Consider the following 17071-nt stretch of genomic DNA (forward strand, 5'->3'; position numbering starts at 1 on the left):
GACGACCGGCCGAAACTGTTGAGGAGCTGAGACATGGCTGCCAAGGAAGTACGTTTTTCCCGTGATGCCCGCGAGCGGATGCTGCGCGGCGTCAACATCCTCGCCGACGCGGTGAAGGTGACCCTCGGTCCGAAGGGCCGCAACGTCGTCATCGACAAGTCGTTCGGCGCTCCGCGCATCACCAAGGACGGCGTCACCGTCGCCAAGGAGATCGAGCTGGAGGACAAGTTCGAGAACATGGGCGCCCAGATGGTGCGCGAAGTGGCCTCCAAGACCAACGACATCGCCGGTGACGGCACCACGACCGCGACCGTTCTGGCCCAGGCGATCGTCCAGGAAGGCCACAAGGCCGTGGCCGCCGGCATGAACCCGATGGACCTGAAGCGCGGCATCGACCTCGCCGTGACGGAAGCCGTCGCCAGCCTCGTCAAGAGCGCCAAGAAGATCAACACCTCCGCAGAAGTCGCGCAGGTCGGCACCATCTCGGCCAACGGCGAGAAGGAAATCGGCGAGATGATCGCCGAGGCCATGCAGAAGGTCGGCAACGAGGGTGTCATCACCGTCGAGGAAGCCAAGACCGCCGAGACCGAGCTCGAGGTCGTCGAAGGCATGCAGTTCGACCGCGGCTACCTGTCGCCCTACTTCGTCACCAACCCCGACAAGATGGTGGCCGAGCTCGAGGACGCCTACATCCTCCTGCACGAGAAGAAGCTGTCGAACCTCCAGGCGATGCTGCCGGTGCTCGAGGCGGTCGTCCAGACCTCCAAGCCGCTGGTCATCATCTCCGAGGACGTCGAGGGCGAGGCTCTTGCGACGCTCGTCGTCAACAAGCTGCGTGGCGGCCTGAAGATCGCCGCCGTCAAGGCTCCGGGCTTCGGTGATCGCCGCAAGGCCATGCTGGAGGACATCGCGATCCTCACCGGCGGCCAGGTGATCTCGGAAGACCTCGGCATCAAGCTCGAGAACGTCGGCCTCGACATGCTCGGCCGCGCCAAGAAGGTGTCGATCTCCAAGGAGAACACCACCATCGTCGACGGCGCCGGCAAGAAGGAAGAGATCCAGGGCCGCGTCGCCCAGATCAAGCAGCAGATCGAGGAGACCACCTCGGACTACGATCGCGAGAAGCTCCAGGAGCGCCTGGCCAAGCTCGCGGGCGGCGTCGCGGTGATCCGCGTCGGCGGCTCGACCGAGGTCGAGGTCAAGGAGAAGAAGGACCGCGTCGACGACGCCCTCAACGCGACCCGCGCGGCCGTGGAAGAAGGCATCGTTCCCGGCGGCGGCACCGCGCTCCTGCGCGCCTCGCTGGCCATTCAGGGTGAAGGCGCCAATGCCGACCAGAAGGCCGGCATCGCCATCGTCCGCCGCGCCCTGCAGGCTCCCTGCCGTCAGATCGCGTCCAACGCCGGCGCCGAGGCGTCGATCGTGGCCGGCCGCATCCTCGACAACGGCAGCGAGACCTACGGCTACAACGCCCAGACCGGCGAGTTCGGCGACATGATCGCCATGGGCATCGTCGACCCGGTCAAGGTCGTCCGCACCGCCCTCCAGGACGCGGCTTCGGTCGCCGGCCTGCTGGTCACCACCGAGGCCATGATCGCCGAGGCTCCGAAGAAGGAAGCGGCCGGCGGCGGCATGCCCGGCGGAATGGGCGGCGGCATGGGCGGCATGGGCGGCATGGACTTCTAAGCCTGTCCTCGGGCTTGACCCGAGGATCCGGCTCCTTCCAGCCAACCGGTCGGAAATGCGAGGGGCGGTCCGCAAGGGCCGCCCCTCTTGCGTATGGCCACGCCGTCGACACCGCCGACGAGGCGTGGAAGGCTCAGCGCACCGCTTTGACCGGGTGCGGCTCATGGTATACGCTGCATCCCATTGACATACGCTAGGATCGCTCATGAAGGCCGACGACAAGACACAGGTGTCCATCCGCGTCCCGGCTGCGATGATCGGCGACTTCGAGCGCATCGCGCGCGCGCTCGATCGCGACCGGACCTGGGTCATGCTCCGCGCGTTCCGGACATATCTGGACGGCGAAGGCCGGCAGGTGCTGGACGAGATCGAGGGACTGGATCAACTCGACGCCGGGGAAGGCATCGATCTCGACGACGTCCTGGACGAAGCCGAGACCCTCGCCGCGGCGGCGCGTTCGAACCGGCGTGCCAAGGCTGGCTGATGGCGCCGCGCCGGGCCCGCATGGCGCCGGCGGCCAGGCGCCGCTTTCTCGAGGCGATCGCCTACGTCGCCGAACGCAACCCCGCCGCCGCCGAACGCATCGTCCAGGAGATGCGCGCGCTCCAGGCGCGGCTGATCACCTTCCCCAATCTCGGCGTTCGCGGGGATATCCCGGGAACACGAAGGATCGTGATGGCGCCCTACGTGATCACCACGCGAACCCAGGGCGACACCATCGAAATCGTCGCCTTTCGGCACGGTCGCCAGGAGGATGCCCGGGCGCCTTCGGAACTCCTCGAAGACCTCGCCGACGATGCGCCACCGAAACCCGAGGGTATTCGTTAGACCGAGACGACGCCAGCCGGAGCGACGGCTACGACGCCCGGACCGGCGAGTTCGGCGATGTGATCGCCAGGGACATCGTCGACCCGGTCAAGGTCGTCCGCACCGCCCTCCAGGACGCGGCTTCGGTCGCCGGCCTGCTGGTCACCACCGAGGCCATGATCGCCGAGGCTCCGAAGAAGGAAGTCGCCGGCGGCGGCATGCCCGGCGGAATGGGCGGCGGCATGGGCGGCATGGACTTCTAAGCCTGTCCTCGGGCTTGACCCGAGGATCCGGCTCCTTCCAGCCAACCGGTCGGAAATGCGAGGGGCGGTCCGCAAGGGCCGCCCCTTTTCGCTTCGGCCGATTTCGGGCCGGTGCGAAGAAATGAAGAAAGGCGGTCCTCACGGGCCGCCTTTCTTCATTGCGCCATCGCGTTGCCCTTGCCTCCGGCGCACACCGGCGTCATCGGGCGGATCCCGACGCCTCGACGCGCACCGCCCTCCGGATCGGCGCGCGCCGATGGTCGTCCCCCGTTCAGGCTGCGCGCTTGCGATGCGGCACCTGCCAATCCTTCGGCGACGCGTTGACCGTCGGCACGGCCGCTTCGAACGAGCGGGCGGGTGATCCGACGCGGAACTGTCCGAGCAGTTCTCCCATCCTGATCGTCTCGGCGGCGAGTTCCGAGGAGATCGCCGTCGCCTCCTGCGCCATCACGGAGTTCTTCTGGGTCACCTGGTTCATCTGGTCGACCGAACTGTTGACCTGATCGAGGCTCATCGCCTGCTCTTCGGCCGAAACGGCGATGCCTTCCACGATGACGTTGATGCCACCGATCCCGCGCACGACGCTTTCGATGGCCGTACCGGTCTGGGCGACGAGATCGACGCTCTCGGAAACGTGGCGGGACGATTCCGCGATCAGGGTCTTGATCTCCTTGGCCGCCTCCGCCGAGCGCTGGGCCAGGGCGCGAACCTCGCTCGCCACCACCGCAAAGCCGCGACCGCTCTCGCCGGCGCGCGCCGCCTCGACGCCCGCATTGAGCGCGAGGAGATTCGTCTGGAACGCGATCTCGTCGACCGTGCCGATGATCTCGCTGATCCGGGTGGAAGAGTTCTCGAGGCTCTTCATGGCCGCGACGGTCAGCTTCATCACCTCGGACGCCTTGGCCGCGTCGGTCGTCGTCGTCGCGACGACGCCGCGCGCATTCCGGGTGTTCTCGCTCGTGCGCTTGACGGTCTGTGTGATCTGGCTGAGCGCCGCCGCGCTTTCTTCCAGGCTCGCCGCCTGCTCTTCCGAACGATAGGCGAGATCGTCGGAAGACGTGCGCAGCACGGTGGTGCGTTCCTCGATCGAGGTCGAGCTTCCGGCGATGGCGCTTATCGTCTTCTGGAGGGTCGACAGCGCCGCATTGAAGTCCAGACGAAGCCGTTCGAAGGCGGGCGACAGCGGCTCCGTCAGGCGCTGTTCGAGATCGCCATCCGCAAGTGCCGAGAGCGCGTTGCCGATATTGTTGACGAAACGGACGTTGTCCGTGATGTCGGTCGCGAACTTGACGATCTTGGTCACCTTGCCGTTCTCGTCCAGGATCGGGTTGTATGACCCCTGGATCCACACCTCGCGTCCGCCCTTGCCGATCCGACGGAATTCCGACGTCCTGTGCTGGCCGCGTCGGAGGTCGTCCCAGAACCGGTCATAGGCCGGATCGCTGGCGTCGGTCGGGTCAACGAACATCCGGTGATGCTGACCGATGATTTCCTCGCGGGCATAGCCCATCGTCTTCAGGAAGTTGTCGTTCGCTCCGATGATCGTGCCCTCGGGCTGGAACTCGATCACAGCCTGCGACCTGCCGATGGCGGCGATCTGTGCGGCGTAGTCGACGTTCAGGATCCGCGCCTTGGCATCCGCCCACTCGACCACGAAGCCTTTTCGGCGGCCGCCTTGCTTGAGGGGATTGACGACCAGATCGAAAGCCTGGCTGCCGACCCAGATCGTCGCCACGTGTGTCTGCTCGAGACGGGCGAGCATCGTTCGCTGATGCGTCGGGTTCTTGTGGAAGATGTCGATGTTGCTGCCGATGAGGGACGCGACGCTGAACCGCGGGAGTTCCCGCTTCAGTTCGGCTTCCGCCTTCTCGAGGAAGGATCGCAAAGCCGGATTGACGTAGACGATCGTCAAATTCTCGTCGGCTATCATGACATTGGCCCTCAGGGCCTCCATAGCCAGCGCTGCAGAGCGCATGCTGCCACTACGACGTAGCCTGCTGAACATCATTCCTCCGGATCAGGTCGGGTTTGGGGATTGTCTGCTTGCATTGAGCCCCACAACAATGAATAGGTTCTGAACAACATTCCGGTTTGTCGAAGGAGTTGAACGCTTCGTGTATTCCATGACTGCCGTCTGCCGTCTCACCGGCCTGAACGCATCCACCTTGCGGACATGGGAGCGCCGCTACGGGGTGCCGGCCCCGGAACGCAGCGAGGGAAACCGGCGACGCTATTCCGCCGGGGAGGTTGACCGCCTCGTCGCGATCGCGACTCTCCTCGGACGCGGCCATGCGATCACGACCCTTGCAGGGATGTCGTTCACCGCGCTGCTGGACCTCGTCGCGAAAGGCGAAGCGGAGAGCACCGAGAATGCGGCTGCTCAGGCGCTCTATCGGAGGGCGGTCGAGTCTCTGGAAAACCGCGACTTCGTCGGTTTCCGCGCGCGATTGGTCGAGGCCCTGACGTTGCTGTCGCCGCTCGATGCCATAGAGAGCGTATTCGCACCGCTATTGCGGCACATGGGCGAGGCGTGGTCCCGGGGCGATCTCCCGGTCCACGCGGAACATCTGGCGTCGGCGATCATGCGTCAGGTCGTATCGATTGCGGCCGCAACCCGGACGCCTGCCGAATTACATGTGCGTTTGTTGTTCAGCACCTTGGCCGGAGACCGGCATGAACTGGGCGCCATCTTCGCCTGGTACCTTGCCCTGGCGGCGGGACACGACGCCCTCTACCTCGGACCGGACCTCGATGTCGACGAGATCGTCGCCGGCGCGGAGGCTCTCGACGTCGACGTGGTCGTGCTGTCCGTAACCACGGATGCGACGGGGCTGGACGTGGCGCGCGAACGGCTGGAACGGCTGGGCGCAAGCCTCGGAAATCGTCGCGAACTCTGGATCGGTTCGTCTCCAGCCCTCTCGGTGAACCGTGAGGCCGATGAACAGGCAATTCGGACCTTTCACGACTACAGCAGTTTTGCGGGAGCCCTGTCGGACGTGCGGGAACGGCGCCGCAGACCTCGTTCCGCTTGACGGTATCGGCCGGCGCCCCGCCCCCTCACCGGTACAGCAGCGTCGGCAGCCAGAGCGTGAGCGCAGGGACGAAGGTGATCAGCGCCAGCACGATGCCGAGCGGGATCAGGAACGGCGCGGTCGCCACCACGCAGCGCTCGAACGGCACCTTCGACACCCGCGCCAGCACGTAGAGCACCAGTCCCACCGGCGGCGTCAGCAGGCCGATCATCAGGTTGAGAACCACGATCACCCCGAAATGCACCGGGTCGACGCCCACCTTGACGGCGATCGGCAGGAGCACCGGCACCAGGATGGTGATCGCGGCCACCGTCTCCAGGAAACAGCCGACGACGAGCAGGATCAGGTTGATCAGCAAAAGCACGATGATCGGGTTCTCCGACACCGTCAGCACCAGCGCCGCGAAGTGCTCGGGCACCCTGTTGGAGGCGAGGATCCAGGCGAAGATCGACGCCGCCGCCACGATGAACAGCACCACCGCCGTCGTCTCGATCGTGTCGAACGAGACGCGCAGGAAGCGCCGCAGCGACAGCGTGCGGTAGACCACGAGCCCGAGGAACAGCGCCCAGACGCAGGCGGCGATCGCCGCCTCCGTCGGCGTGAAGGCGCCCGACAGGATGCCGCCGACGATGATCACCGGCGTCATCAGCGACAGGAAGGCGCGCAGGAAGCTGGTGCCGAGCACCGGCAGCGAGAAGGCCTGGTCGCGCGGGTAGCCGTTTCGGCGCGCATAGATCGCCACCATGATCATCAGCGACACCGCCATGATCAGCCCGGGCACGAAGCCGGCGGCGAAGAGCTGGCCGATCGAGGCCCCCGCCACCACGCCGTAGATGACCATCGGCAGCGAGGGCGGGATGATCGGGCCGATCGTCGAGGACGCCGCCGTGATGCCGACCGCGAAACCCGGGTCGTAGTTGGCGTCGCGCATCGCCTTGATCTCGATGGCGCCGAGCCCGCCGGCATCCGCCACCGCGGCCCCCGACATGCCGGCGAAGATGACCGAGGCGCCGATGTTGACGTGGCCGAGCCCGCCGCGCATCCAGCCCACCAGCGCCTTTGCGAAATCGAAGATGCGCTCGGTGATGCCGGCTGAATTCATCAGGTTGCCGGCCAGGATGAAGAAGGGCACCGCCAGCAGCGGGAAGGAATCCACCCCGTTGATCATCCGGTGCACCACGACGACGTCGGGGATGCGCCCGTCGAGGAAGATGAACACCGCCGAGGCGCCGGCAAGCGCGATCGCCACCGGCACGCCGAGCATGAGCATCACGAGGAGGAGCACGAAGAGCAGGGTCAGGAGCATGATCGGGCGCCGCGCTAGAGGGTGGGGCCGGTGGCGGAGAACAGCTCCGGATCAACGAGGCGGCTGGTGCCGGTGCGGATGTGGCGCACGAGCACGACGACGCCGTAGAGGGTCATACCCGCGAAACAGGCCGCGACCGCCCAGTAGACGATCGACTTCGGCAGGTCGATCGCGCCCATCATCTGCTGCGTGCGCTGCGCCAGCCCCACGCAGAGCCATCCCGTGATGGCGTAGAAGGCGAGCGCCACGAGGTCGACGCCGATCTGCAGGGCAAGGCGGGCGCGGCGCGGCAGCCAGCGGTAGACGAGCTCGACCGCGATGTGGCTCTCCTTGCGCACCGCCATCACCGCCCCCACGAAGGTGACGCCGATCAGAAGGTAGCGCGCGATCTCCTCGGTCCAGCCGAGCGAATTGTTGAGCACGTAGCGCGTGAAGAACTGCAGGAACACGACGACGGCCAGCGTCCAGAAGACGACGAGCACGATGCCGTCCTGAAGCTTGATGTCGTCCAGCCGCTCGCTCTCGTCCGGCTCCGCGCCGGTGCCCGGGTCGTCCTGCCGCATCCTGGTCTCCGCAGAGGAAGGCCGGCGGCACGCAACTGCGCCGCCGGGAACCGCAAGGAAGGCCGCCGTCCCTGCCGCCCTTGCCCGCAAGGGCGGCAGCAGGCAGCCAGCGCCGTGCCGTCGCTACTGGATGGCCTGCAGCCTGTCGTAGGTCGCCTGGTCCCAGGTCGCGTCCGGTCCGTTGTGCAGCGTCATCGTGGCCTCGCGGAACGGCGCGCGGTCGACCTCGCGCACGTCGACACCCTGGTCGCGGAACCACTGGACGAGGTTCTTCTCGGCCTCGATGATCTGCTCGGTGGCGCAGACCGAGGTTTCGTCGAGCACGGTCTCCAGCGCCGCCTGGTCGGCCGCGTCCATGGCGTTCCAGGCCGGGCCGCCGACGATGGTCAGAAGCGCGTCGGTGATGTGGCCGGTCAGGTTGATGTGCTTCTGCACCTCGTAGAACTTCTTGGCCTGGATGGTGGGCAGCGGATTCTCCTGCGCGTCCACCGTGCCCTGCTGCAGGGCGAGATACACTTCCGCGAAGGCGATCGGCGTCGGGTTGGCACCGGCCGCCTTGGGGAACATCATGTAGAGCGGCGCGTCCGGAACGCGGATCTTCAGGCCGGCGAGATCCTCCGGCTTGTCGATCGGCTTGTTGGAGGTGACGTGGCGCTGGCCGTAATAGGTCATCGAGGTGATGTGGTTGCCGGTGGCGTCGGTATAGCCCTTGGCCAGATCCTTGAAGAGATCGGAGTTGCGGTAGTTGTCCCAGTGCGCGTAGTCGCGGAACATGTAGGGCGCGCCGCCGATGGCGATCGGGCCGTAGGACCGGCCGGCGAACAGCTGCCCGGTATAGATGATGTCGACGGTGCCGAGCCCGAGCCCCTCGTTGATGTCGGATTCCTTGCCGAGCGAGGAGGCCGGGAAGACCTCGACCGAATAGCGCCCGTCGGTCGCCGCCTTCAGCCTGTCGGACGCCGCCACCGCGCACGTGTGATACGGCTCGCTCACTTCGTAGACATGGGCCCACTTGAGCGCTGTTTCCGCCGATGCGGGCACCGTCGCCGCAAGGCAAACGGCAGCTGAACTGGCCAGAGCGGCCATCGTCTTGATGGTGTTCACGATCGTCTCCTCCCGAGAAATCTGTGGTTCGGTGCGGCTCCTCCCGCCCGATCTTTCTGTTTGTCTTGGCGCTGCCCCGGACCTCGCCGGGTGTACATCCTCCTGCCTCTCCCGATCCTCCGGAAGGAGTATCGACAGGATGGAACGGGAAATCAAGCGAAGGCTAAAATCGGGGGCGCGCGCAGGCGCGCTCTCACCCTTTCCGCGCCGCCAGCACCTTGTCGATGCGCCGGCCGTCGAGATCGACGATCTCGAATCGCCACGTCCCGATGTCGATCGCCTCGCCCGTGTCCGGCAGCCGCTTGAAGGCGTCGAGCAGGAAGCCGGCCACGGTCTCGTAGCCGCGCCGCGCCGGCAGTTCGAGCCGAAGCAGGTCGGCCATCTCGTCGGCCGGCATCGATCCGGCGAGCAGCCAGGACCCGTCCGCGCGCTGGTGCGCTTCCGGCTCGGCTCCCTCCTCCTCGTCGGAGCGGAAGGCGCCTGCGATCGCGTCGAGAATGTCGGCCGGCGTGATCACGCCTTCGAAATGGCCGAACTCGTCATGCACCAGCACCATCGGCACGTCGGCCTTCTGCAGGGTCTCGAGCACCGCCAGCGCCGACATCGTGTCCGGCACCACCGGCGCGGACCTGACGTGCTGGGCAAGCAGGGACTGCGGTTTCGACAGCAGTCCCGTCGCCACGTCGCGGACGCGCACCACGCCGATGACCGAATCGACGCTGCCCTCGTAGACCGGCACCCGCGTATGGCTGGTCGCCAGCAGCGCCGCGCGCAGCGCCTCGGCTGAAAGCGCCGTGTCGATGGCCTCGACCTCGGTGCGCGGCGTCATCAGCGCGCGTGCCGTCCGGTCGCCGAGCCGCATCACGCCCGAAATCATGGCCTGCTCGGCCGCCTCGATGACGCCGGCGCTTTCCGCCTCGGCGATCACGGTGCGGATCTCTTCGTCGGTCAGCGTGGATTCCGCCTCCGCACCCATGCCGCCCGCCCGCAGGATCGCCCGCGTGGAGGCGTCGAGCAGCCAGATGACGGGTGCTGCGAAGCGCGAGAACATCTCCATCGCCGGCGCCACCATGCAGGCGAAGCCTTCGGCATTCTTCAGCGCCAGATGCTTCGGCACCAATTCGCCGATGATCACGGACAGGAAGGTGATCAGGCCGATGACGATTCCATAGCCGGCGACCTCGGCGACGTTCTCGGCGAGGCCGTAGCCCATCAGGATCGCACTCATGCGCGCCCCGAGTGCGGCACCCGAGAAGGCGCCGGCCAGGATGCCGATCAGCGTGATGCCGATCTGGACGGCCGAGAGGAAGCGCCCGGGCTCCTCCGCCAGCCGCAACGCGGCCCTGGCACCGGCCCGCCCCTGCTCGGCCAGAACCGCCAGCCGCGGCTTGCGCGCCGACACGACCGACAGCTCCGACAGCGCGAAGACGCCGTTGAGCAGGATGAGGCACGCCGCGACGATCAGTTCGAACATGCCGTCAGCGGTAGAACGTCCGGGTTTCGGGGTCAACGACGCCACCCCGACGACGGTGCCGAAGGCGCGGCATCCCCTGGCAGGGTGCGCGCCGTCCAGGAAGCGATTCCAGTCCCTTGGCGGCCGTCATTGAATCGATTTGGCAGCCGCGCGCCCGCAATCTTCGCTTGAAGCGGTCCCGCCCCCGCGCTACCCGACCTCACCGCACACGAGGAGCACGCCATGTCCGACGCCCGCGCCACCCGCACCGAGACCGACACCTTCGGCCCGATCGAAGTCGCCTCCGACCGCTACTGGGGCGCGCAGGCGCAGCGCTCGCTCGGCAATTTCAGAATCGGCTGGGAGAAGCAGCCGCTGTCGGTCGTCCGCGCGCTCGGCATCGTCAAGCGGGCGGCGGCCGAGGCCAACATGGCGCTTGGCAGGCTGGACGCCACGATCGGCGAGACCATCGTGAAGGCCGCACAGGAGGTGATCGACGGCAGGCTCGACGACCACTTTCCGCTGGTCGTCTGGCAGACCGGCTCGGGCACCCAGTCCAACATGAACGCCAACGAGGTGATCTCCAACCGCGCCATCGAGATGCTGGGCGGCGTGATGGGCTCCAAGAAGCCGGTCCACCCCAACGACCACGTCAACATGAGCCAGTCGTCGAACGACACCTATCCGACGGCCATGCACGTCGCCTGCGCCGAGCGCATCGTCCACGACCTCCTGCCCGCGCTGAAGCACCTGCACGCCGCCCTCGACGCGAAGGCGAAGGCCTTCGACCACATCGTCAAGATCGGCCGCACCCACACGCAGGACGCCACCCCGCTCACCCTCGGTCAGGAATTCTCCGGCTATGCCGCGCAGGTCGCCTCGTCGATCAGGCGCATCGAGCTGACCCTGCCCGGCCTCTGCGAGCTCGCCCAGGGCGGCACCGCCGTCGGCACGGGCCTCAACGCGCCGATCGGCTTCGCCGAGAAGGTCGCCGAGCGCATCGCCGCCATCACCGGCCTGCCCTTCGTCACCGCGCCGAACAAGTTCGAGGCGCTGGCGGCGCATGATTCGATGGTCTTCAGCCACGGCGCCATCAACGCCGCCGCAGCAGCCCTGTTCAAGATCGCCAACGACATCCGCTTCCTCGGCTCGGGCCCGCGCTCCGGCCTCGGCGAACTGTCGCTGCCCGAGAACGAGCCGGGCTCCTCGATCATGCCGGGCAAGGTCAACCCGACCCAGTCGGAGGCGCTGACGCAGGTCTGCGTCCAGGTCTTCGGCAACAATGCGGCGCTGACCTTCGCCGGCAGCCAGGGCCATTTCGAGCTCAACGTCTACAATCCGCTGATGGCCTACAATTTCCTCCAGTCGGTCCAGCTCCTGTCGGATGCCGCCCGCTCCTTCACCGACAATTGCGTGGTGGGCATCGAGGCCCGCGAGGACAACATCAAGGCCGCACTCGACCGCTCGCTGATGCTGGTCACCGCGCTCGCGCCGACCATCGGCTACGATGCCGCCGCGAAGATCGCCAAGACCGCGCACAAGAACGGCACCACGCTGCGCGAGGAGGCGCTCGCCACCGGCCTCGTCACCGCCGAAGACTACGACCGCATCGTGCGGCCGGAGCTGATGACGCAGCCGGGCTGAGGTCGGCGTTCCCGTCCCGCATCACACCGCCAGAGGCTCGCTCCGCGCGCGCCTTGGGATGAGGACGCTGAGGACGAGGCGTTGGAGGCCTGCGCGCCCCCGCCTTCGTCATCCCGGAACGGCGTCCGAGCGCAGCGAAGGACGACGTATCCGGGATCCATGCCTCGCCGCCCATGCCTGCGATCCGGTCCACGACGAGGCCTGCGCCACCGCCGGCGCCGCTCCGCCGTCGCCCCTCATCCTCCACCGCCCCCCCTCCGTCGTCGCTGCGCGACGCCACCTCCGCCCCCACTTCGTGGGGTGGAGGATAGCCCGCCGCCAGCGCTGACGCCCATCCTCCAACCCCCCGCATTGGGAGAAGGTGCCGAGCGCAGCGCGGCGGAGGGGGGAACCACGCCGCCCCGAACCGGTAACCGCACAGGCCTGCCTCGCCCGGCATGCCCCCCGCCGCCTTCGTCATCCCGGAACGGCGTCCGAGCGAAGCGAAGGACGCCGTATCCGGGATCCATGCCGCGCCGTTCATGCCCGCGCTCCGGTCCACGACAAGGCCCGTGGCGCCACCGCCGGCGCGCCCCATCGCCGACGCGCGTCCGGTCGCCGGAGCGTCCCGGACATCGCTCCATGTCTCCGTCGTCCCGCCTTTCGACGACCGCCGAGGCATGGATCCCGGGTCTGCGCCTCCGCTTCGCTCCGGCTTCGCCCGGGTTGACGAAGGTGACGGGGGCGCCTCCCAGTCCCGCCGAGCGCGCGGCCTTCGACCGCTCCCCTCATCGTTCAACAATAGTGAACGTATCGTCGGCCCCCGCAGCGCTATCGGTTTCCGCCGATCCGGCTATGGTCGCCGCCACCACCCATCCCTCGGAGATACCCATGTCCAACAGCGTCATCCTCCTCATCGGCCGCATCCTCCTGTCGGTCATGTTCATCATGTCCGGCCTCCAGAAGTTCGGCGGCATCGACGGCACTGCCGGCTACATCGGCTCGGTCGGCCTGCCCGCGCCGGTCGCGCTCGCCTGGCTCGCCGCGATCTTCGAGACCGTCGCCGGCATCGCCATCCTCGTCGGCTTCCAGACGAAGATCGCAGCCCTCCTGCTCGCCGCCTTCTGCGTCTTCGCCGGCTACGTCTTCCACTTCCAGCCGGAAGACCAGATGCAGATGATCTCCTTCATGAAGAACCTGACCATCGCCGGCGGCTTCCTCGCCCTCTACGTGTCCGGCCCGGGCGCGCTCTCGGTCGATGCCCGCACCGGCAAGCTCGCGACGGCCTGACCTCCACGGCGCGCCGCTGAGGCGGCGCGTTTCGGCACGGCCGCGAAACGGAAAAGGCCCGGCTTTCCCAAGCCGGGCCTTTTCCGCATCCTGGCTCCAGGCGCCGTGCGGCTTCAGGCCGTCTTCAGTTCCGTGATCCCCAGTTCGTCCACCATCTCGTCGCGCATGATGAACTTCTGCGGCTTGCCCGTCACGGTCATCGGCAGCGAGGGCCGTATCCGCACGTAGCGCGGGATCTTGTAGTGCGCGATCTGGCCCTGGCAGAAAGCGCGGATCTCCTCTTCTGTCGGCACCTCGGCCCCCGGCACGATCCACGCGCAGACCTCCTCGCCGTAGCGTGGGTCAGGCACGCCGAACACCTGCACCTCGCGTACCTTGGGGTGGCGGTACAGAAACTCCTCCACCTCGCGCGGATAGACGTTCTCCCCGCCGCGGATGATCATGTCCTTCACCCGGCCGACGATGTTGCAATAGCCTTCGGCGTCGATGGTCGCGAGGTCGCCGGTGTGCATCCAGCCCTCCTCGTCGATCGCCTCGGCGGTCTTTTCCGGTTCGTCCCAGTAGCCCTTCATGACCGAGTATCCGCGGGTGCACAATTCACCCCGCTCGCCCGGCGGCACGGTACGGCCGTCCGCATCGACCACCTTCACCTCGACATGCGGGTGGACGCGCCCGACCGTCGAGACGCGCTTGTCCAGCGGGTCGTCGACGTCGCTCTGGAACGAGACCGGGCTCGTCTCGGTCATGCCGTAGGCGATCGTGACCTCGCGCATGTTCATCTGGCTCTGCACCTTCTTCATCACCTCGATCGGGCACGGCGCGCCGGCCATGATGCCGGTCCTGAGCGACGAAAGATCGAAGCCCCTGAAGCTTGGATGGTCGAGCATGGCCACGAACATGGTCGGCACGCCGTAGAGCGCCGTGCAGCGCTCTGCCGCCACCGCCTTCAGCGTCGCCTCCGGGTCGAAGCCCTCGCCCGGAAACACCATCGCGGCACCCTTGGTGACGCAGCCGAGCGTGCCCATCACCATGCCGAAGCAGTGGTACAGCGGCACCGGGATGCACAGCCGGTCCGCTTCGGTCAGGTTCATCGCCGCGGTGACGAAATGGGCGTTGTTCAAGATGTTGGAATGGCTGAGCGTCGCGCCCTTCGGCGCGCCGGTGGTACCGGAGGTGAACTGGATGTTGATCGCCTCGTCGCGGTCGAGGCCCTGCGTGATGGCATCCAGCCGCGCCCGTTCCTTCGCCGTCCCCAGCCCCACCACGGCGTCGAAATTGAACATCCCCGGCGATACCGCGTCGCCCATGCGGATGACGGTCTGCAGGTGCGGCAGCCGCGCCGCCTTGAGTTCCCCGGGCTTTGCCGTGGCCAGTTCAGGCGCCAGTTCGGTCACCATGCCGAGATAGTCGGAGGACTTGAACGCGGCCGCGGTGATCAGAGCCCGGCAGCCCACCTTGTTCAGCGCATATTCCAGTTCGTAGAGCCGGTAGGCCGGGTTGATGTTGACCATCACCAGCCCGATCCGCGCCGTCGCGAACTGCGTCAGCAGCCATTCCCAGCGGTTCGGCGACCAGATGCCGATGCGGTCGCCCTTCTCGAGGCCGAGTGCCAGCAGGCCTGCGGCGAGATCGTCCACCGCGGCGGCGAACTGCGACCACGTCACCCGCACCCCTTGTGCGCAGAACACCGCGGCCGGTCGGTCGGGAAAGCGCGCCACCGTCCGCGCCAGCGCCTGCGGGATCGTCTCCTCGAGCAGCGGCACGGAGCGGTCGCCCGTCACGTGCGACAGGCCGTCGATGGGCGCGAGCGAATGCGTCGCGCCGGCGTCAGTGGTCATGGATGGTCCTCCCGATGCACGTCGCCGGCAGACGTCTCCGCGCCGCCGGCGTCCTTCGCGCCAGTGTATCAGGCGGCCGGTCGAGCGCAATCGGAAGCGGCACAGGCAGCACGGCGCCGCCACATCCCGCCGCAGCGGAGCATGGGGCGGAAACCGCCCCCGCAGCCTCCGGCGGCGGCGCCCCTACGCCTCGCGCACCCGCCGGCAGACCTCGGCCAGCACCGCGGCATCCGCGGCCGGCCGCTCCCGCCGGGCGGCGACAAGGCAGGCCTGCGACTTCAGGATCACCCCGTCGTCGAGGATGCGCAGGTGGTTCGCCCGCAGCGTCGAGCCGGTGGTGGTGATGTCGACGATGATGTCGGCCGAGCCCGCCGCCGGCGCGCCCTCGGTGGCACCGAGGCTCTCGACGATGCGATAGACCTGGATGCCGTGCTTCTGCGAGAAGAACTGCTGCGTCAGACGCCAGTACTTGGTCGCGATCCGCAGGCGCCGGCCGTGCCGCTGCCGGAACTCGGCCGCCACGTCGTCGAGATCGGCCATGGTCGCCACGTCCAGCCAGATGTCCGGCACCGCCACAACCACGTCGGCCTCGCCGAAGCCGAGCCGCGCGGCGATCTCCACCTTCGCGTCCCACTCCGCCAGCGTCTCGCGCACCAGATCCTCGCCGGTGACGCCGCAATCGACATTGCCCTGGCCGAGCTCGCTGGCGATCTCGGAGGCCGACAGGAACGCCACCTCGATGTCGTCGCGCCCGCCGACCCTGGCGCGGTAGCGCCGCTGGTCGGCCGGCTCCTCCACCGGCAGCCCCGCCCGCGCGAACACCTCCAGCGCCTGCTCGCGCAGCCGCCCCTTGGAGGGAAGAGCGATGGTGATGCTCATGGGCGGGGTTCCGCTGTTGTCGCGCCGGCGGCCCTGGCAGAATTCCCACCTCCTGCAGCGCCGGCACCCCCTCCCCGCAATGCGTCCACCCGGTCGAGCCACACCGAAAAGCCCACCCCCGGGATCGGCGTCTTTGCGCCGAGCAGCGTCAGGAGCCGGTCGTAGCGGCCGCCGCCGACCAGCGTGCGCGTCGCGCCCTCGGCGGAGATCTCGAACACGAGGCCGGTGTAGTAGTCGAGCGGCCGGCCGAAGGCGGCGTCGTAGGTGATCGTCTCGCCCGGCAGGCCGTGTCCCGCCACCGCCGTCGCGCGGGCGGAAAACCGCTCCAGCGCCGCGCCGAGCGACACGCCCGCGCCATTGGCGAAGCCTTCCAGCACGTCGGCGGCGGCGTCCAGCGGCGCGCGGATGGCGAGGAACGCCTTCAGCGCCGAGAAGGCCTCGGCCGACAGCCGCACGCTGCGCAGCTCCGCCTTCTCGATCAGCCGCCGCGCGATCTCGTCGGGCGTGCGGCCGAGCGCCGGCGACAGGCCGCTCTCGGCCATGCCCTCGGCGATCTGCGCGGCGAGTGCTGCGCGGTCGCCGTCGGCGACGAGTTCCGCCACCCGCGCGGGCAGCACCGAGGCCTTCGGCGGGTTGGCGAGGTCGGCGAGCGCCGCTTCCAGCTGTTCGGCCGAGCCGAAGGCCCGCGCCAGCCGCATGCGCCAGCCGCGCGGCAGGCCGAGCGCGGCCAGCACCGCCTCGAAAACCGACTGGTCGCCGAGCGTCACGGCAAGCGCCCGCCCGGGCAGCGCCCGCGACAGGAGCGCATGCGCATCGGCGATCGAGCGCGCGTCGGCCATCGCCGCATCGAGCTCGCCCAGATCCTCGATTCCCGCCTGGAAGAACTCGTTGCCGCCCTCGCGCCGCTGCCGGAACACTTCGCCGAGATAGGCATAGCGGCGCGGCGTGCCGGCCTGGCTGGCGATGTGGTCGAGGCAGACCGGGATGGTGAACTCCGGCCGCAGGCACAGGCTCGCGCCGGTCTCGCTCTCGGTGAGAAAGATCCGCCGCCGCAGGTCCTCGCCCGCCATGTCGAGAAACGGATCGGCCGGCTGGATGATCGGCACGTCGACCACATGCGCACCCCGCTCGGCGAAGAGCGCGGTGATGGCGGGGGCGATGGCGGGGACACGGGTCATGGGCGGCACTCTGCAGCGGACGGTCCGGCCGTCGCTCCGTCCCGCATTG

14 protein-coding genes and 1 pseudogene are annotated in these 17071 nt (G+C 68.0%); 7 read left to right on the forward strand and 8 right to left on the reverse strand.

Features of this window, described 5'->3' with window-relative positions:
- The first annotated feature begins 33 nt into the window (after positions 1-33).
- The 4 genes and pseudogenes from groL to groEL form a co-directional block, all read left to right on the forward strand.
- On the forward strand, positions 34-1686 hold the full coding sequence (gene groL, locus IAI54_RS10815; protein ID WP_187972345.1) for a chaperonin GroEL: 1653 nt from the start codon (positions 34-36) through the stop codon (positions 1684-1686).
- A 205-nt stretch (positions 1687-1891) separates the two neighbouring features.
- Complete coding sequence (locus IAI54_RS10820) at positions 1892-2170, forward strand: CopG family ribbon-helix-helix protein (protein ID WP_187972346.1); 279 nt, start codon at positions 1892-1894, stop codon at positions 2168-2170.
- Positions 2170-2514, forward strand: coding sequence for a type II toxin-antitoxin system RelE/ParE family toxin (locus IAI54_RS10825; protein ID WP_187972347.1), 345 nt, complete (start codon positions 2170-2172; stop codon positions 2512-2514). Before IAI54_RS10820 ends, IAI54_RS10825 begins: the two co-directional genes overlap by 1 nt.
- A gap of 26 nt (positions 2515-2540) precedes the next feature.
- Positions 2541-2756 (forward strand): annotated as a pseudogene (gene groEL, locus IAI54_RS10830) (chaperonin GroEL); the annotation flags it as partial.
- A gap of 271 nt (positions 2757-3027) precedes the next feature.
- Here groEL and IAI54_RS10835 read toward each other — a convergent pair.
- The gene (locus tag IAI54_RS10835; RefSeq protein WP_235679321.1) at positions 3028-4686 is read right to left on the reverse strand and encodes a methyl-accepting chemotaxis protein; all 1659 of its coding nucleotides are present in this window, start codon (positions 4684-4686) and stop codon (positions 3028-3030) included.
- Between the two features lie 193 nt (positions 4687-4879).
- Here IAI54_RS10835 and IAI54_RS10840 point away from each other — a divergent pair, with 193 nt between their 5' ends.
- Positions 4880-5788 (forward strand): MerR family transcriptional regulator, encoded by a 909-nt coding sequence (locus tag IAI54_RS10840; RefSeq protein ID WP_235679397.1) that lies wholly within the window; start codon positions 4880-4882, stop codon positions 5786-5788.
- A 25-nt stretch (positions 5789-5813) separates the two neighbouring features.
- Here IAI54_RS10840 and IAI54_RS10845 read toward each other — a convergent pair whose 3' ends face one another.
- The 4 genes from IAI54_RS10845 to IAI54_RS10860 all read right to left on the reverse strand — a co-directional run bounded on the left by IAI54_RS10845 (position 5814) and on the right by IAI54_RS10860 (position 10235).
- Positions 5814-7088: a TRAP transporter large permease gene (locus IAI54_RS10845; RefSeq protein ID WP_420838302.1), complete on the reverse strand. Its 1275-nt coding sequence runs from the start codon at positions 7086-7088 to the stop codon at positions 5814-5816.
- A gap of 20 nt (positions 7089-7108) precedes the next feature.
- Complete coding sequence (locus tag IAI54_RS10850; RefSeq protein WP_187972351.1) at positions 7109-7657, reverse strand: TRAP transporter small permease; 549 nt, start codon at positions 7655-7657, stop codon at positions 7109-7111.
- Positions 7658-7780: 123 nt separating this feature from the next.
- Entirely contained in the window at positions 7781-8743 is a 963-nt protein-coding gene (locus IAI54_RS10855; RefSeq protein WP_187973113.1) for a sialic acid TRAP transporter substrate-binding protein SiaP, read from the reverse strand.
- A gap of 211 nt (positions 8744-8954) precedes the next feature.
- Entirely contained in the window at positions 8955-10235 is a 1281-nt protein-coding gene (locus IAI54_RS10860) for a hemolysin family protein (RefSeq protein WP_187972352.1), read from the reverse strand.
- Between the two features lie 222 nt (positions 10236-10457).
- On the opposite strand from IAI54_RS10860, the gene fumC reads away from it, so the two are divergent.
- Positions 10458-11858 (forward strand): class II fumarate hydratase, encoded by a 1401-nt coding sequence (gene fumC, locus IAI54_RS10865; RefSeq protein WP_187972353.1) that lies wholly within the window; start codon positions 10458-10460, stop codon positions 11856-11858.
- 870 nt (positions 11859-12728) lie between these two features.
- Complete coding sequence (locus tag IAI54_RS10870; protein WP_187972354.1) at positions 12729-13127, forward strand: DoxX family protein; 399 nt, start codon at positions 12729-12731, stop codon at positions 13125-13127.
- A gap of 113 nt (positions 13128-13240) precedes the next feature.
- On the opposite strand, the gene IAI54_RS10875 is transcribed toward IAI54_RS10870, so the two are convergent.
- The 3 genes from IAI54_RS10875 to IAI54_RS10885 all read right to left on the reverse strand — a co-directional run bounded on the left by IAI54_RS10875 (position 13241) and on the right by IAI54_RS10885 (position 17022).
- Complete coding sequence (locus IAI54_RS10875) at positions 13241-14965, reverse strand: AMP-binding protein (protein WP_187972355.1); 1725 nt, start codon at positions 14963-14965, stop codon at positions 13241-13243.
- A gap of 183 nt (positions 14966-15148) precedes the next feature.
- Complete coding sequence (gene hisG / locus IAI54_RS10880) at positions 15149-15844, reverse strand: ATP phosphoribosyltransferase (protein WP_187972356.1); 696 nt, start codon at positions 15842-15844, stop codon at positions 15149-15151.
- Positions 15841-17022: an ATP phosphoribosyltransferase regulatory subunit gene (locus tag IAI54_RS10885; protein ID WP_187972357.1), complete on the reverse strand. Its 1182-nt coding sequence runs from the start codon at positions 17020-17022 to the stop codon at positions 15841-15843. The genes hisG and IAI54_RS10885 overlap by 4 nt, the downstream gene beginning before the upstream one ends.
- Positions 17023-17071 lie beyond the last annotated feature (49 nt).

It is taken from the genome of Aquibium microcysteis (assembly GCF_014495845.1).
GTDB lineage: Bacteria > Pseudomonadota > Alphaproteobacteria > Rhizobiales > Rhizobiaceae > Aquibium > Aquibium microcysteis.

Bases quoted from the DNA above. Each gene is read 5' to 3' on its own strand.
- groL (WP_187972345.1), top strand. From the start codon at position 34: ATGGCTGCCAAGGAAGTACGTTTTTCCCGTGATGCCCGCGAGCGGATG.
- IAI54_RS10820 (WP_187972346.1), top strand. From the start codon at position 1,892: ATGAAGGCCGACGACAAGACACAGGTGTCCATCCGCGTCCCGGCTGCG.
- IAI54_RS10825 (WP_187972347.1), top strand. From the start codon at position 2,170: ATGGCGCCGCGCCGGGCCCGCATGGCGCCGGCGGCCAGGCGCCGCTTT.
- IAI54_RS10835 (WP_235679321.1), bottom strand. From the start codon at position 4,686: ATGATAGCCGACGAGAATTTGACGATCGTCTACGTCAATCCGGCTTTG.
- IAI54_RS10840 (WP_235679397.1), top strand. From the start codon at position 4,880: ATGACTGCCGTCTGCCGTCTCACCGGCCTGAACGCATCCACCTTGCGG.
- IAI54_RS10850 (WP_187972351.1), bottom strand. From the start codon at position 7,657: ATGCGGCAGGACGACCCGGGCACCGGCGCGGAGCCGGACGAGAGCGAG.
- IAI54_RS10855 (WP_187973113.1), bottom strand. From the start codon at position 8,743: ATGGCCGCTCTGGCCAGTTCAGCTGCCGTTTGCCTTGCGGCGACGGTG.
- IAI54_RS10860 (WP_187972352.1), bottom strand. From the start codon at position 10,235: ATGTTCGAACTGATCGTCGCGGCGTGCCTCATCCTGCTCAACGGCGTC.
- fumC (WP_187972353.1), top strand. From the start codon at position 10,458: ATGTCCGACGCCCGCGCCACCCGCACCGAGACCGACACCTTCGGCCCG.
- IAI54_RS10870 (WP_187972354.1), top strand. From the start codon at position 12,729: ATGTCCAACAGCGTCATCCTCCTCATCGGCCGCATCCTCCTGTCGGTC.
- IAI54_RS10875 (WP_187972355.1), bottom strand. From the start codon at position 14,965: ATGACCACTGACGCCGGCGCGACGCATTCGCTCGCGCCCATCGACGGC.
- hisG (WP_187972356.1), bottom strand. From the start codon at position 15,844: ATGAGCATCACCATCGCTCTTCCCTCCAAGGGGCGGCTGCGCGAGCAG.
- IAI54_RS10885 (WP_187972357.1), bottom strand. From the start codon at position 17,022: ATGACCCGTGTCCCCGCCATCGCCCCCGCCATCACCGCGCTCTTCGCC.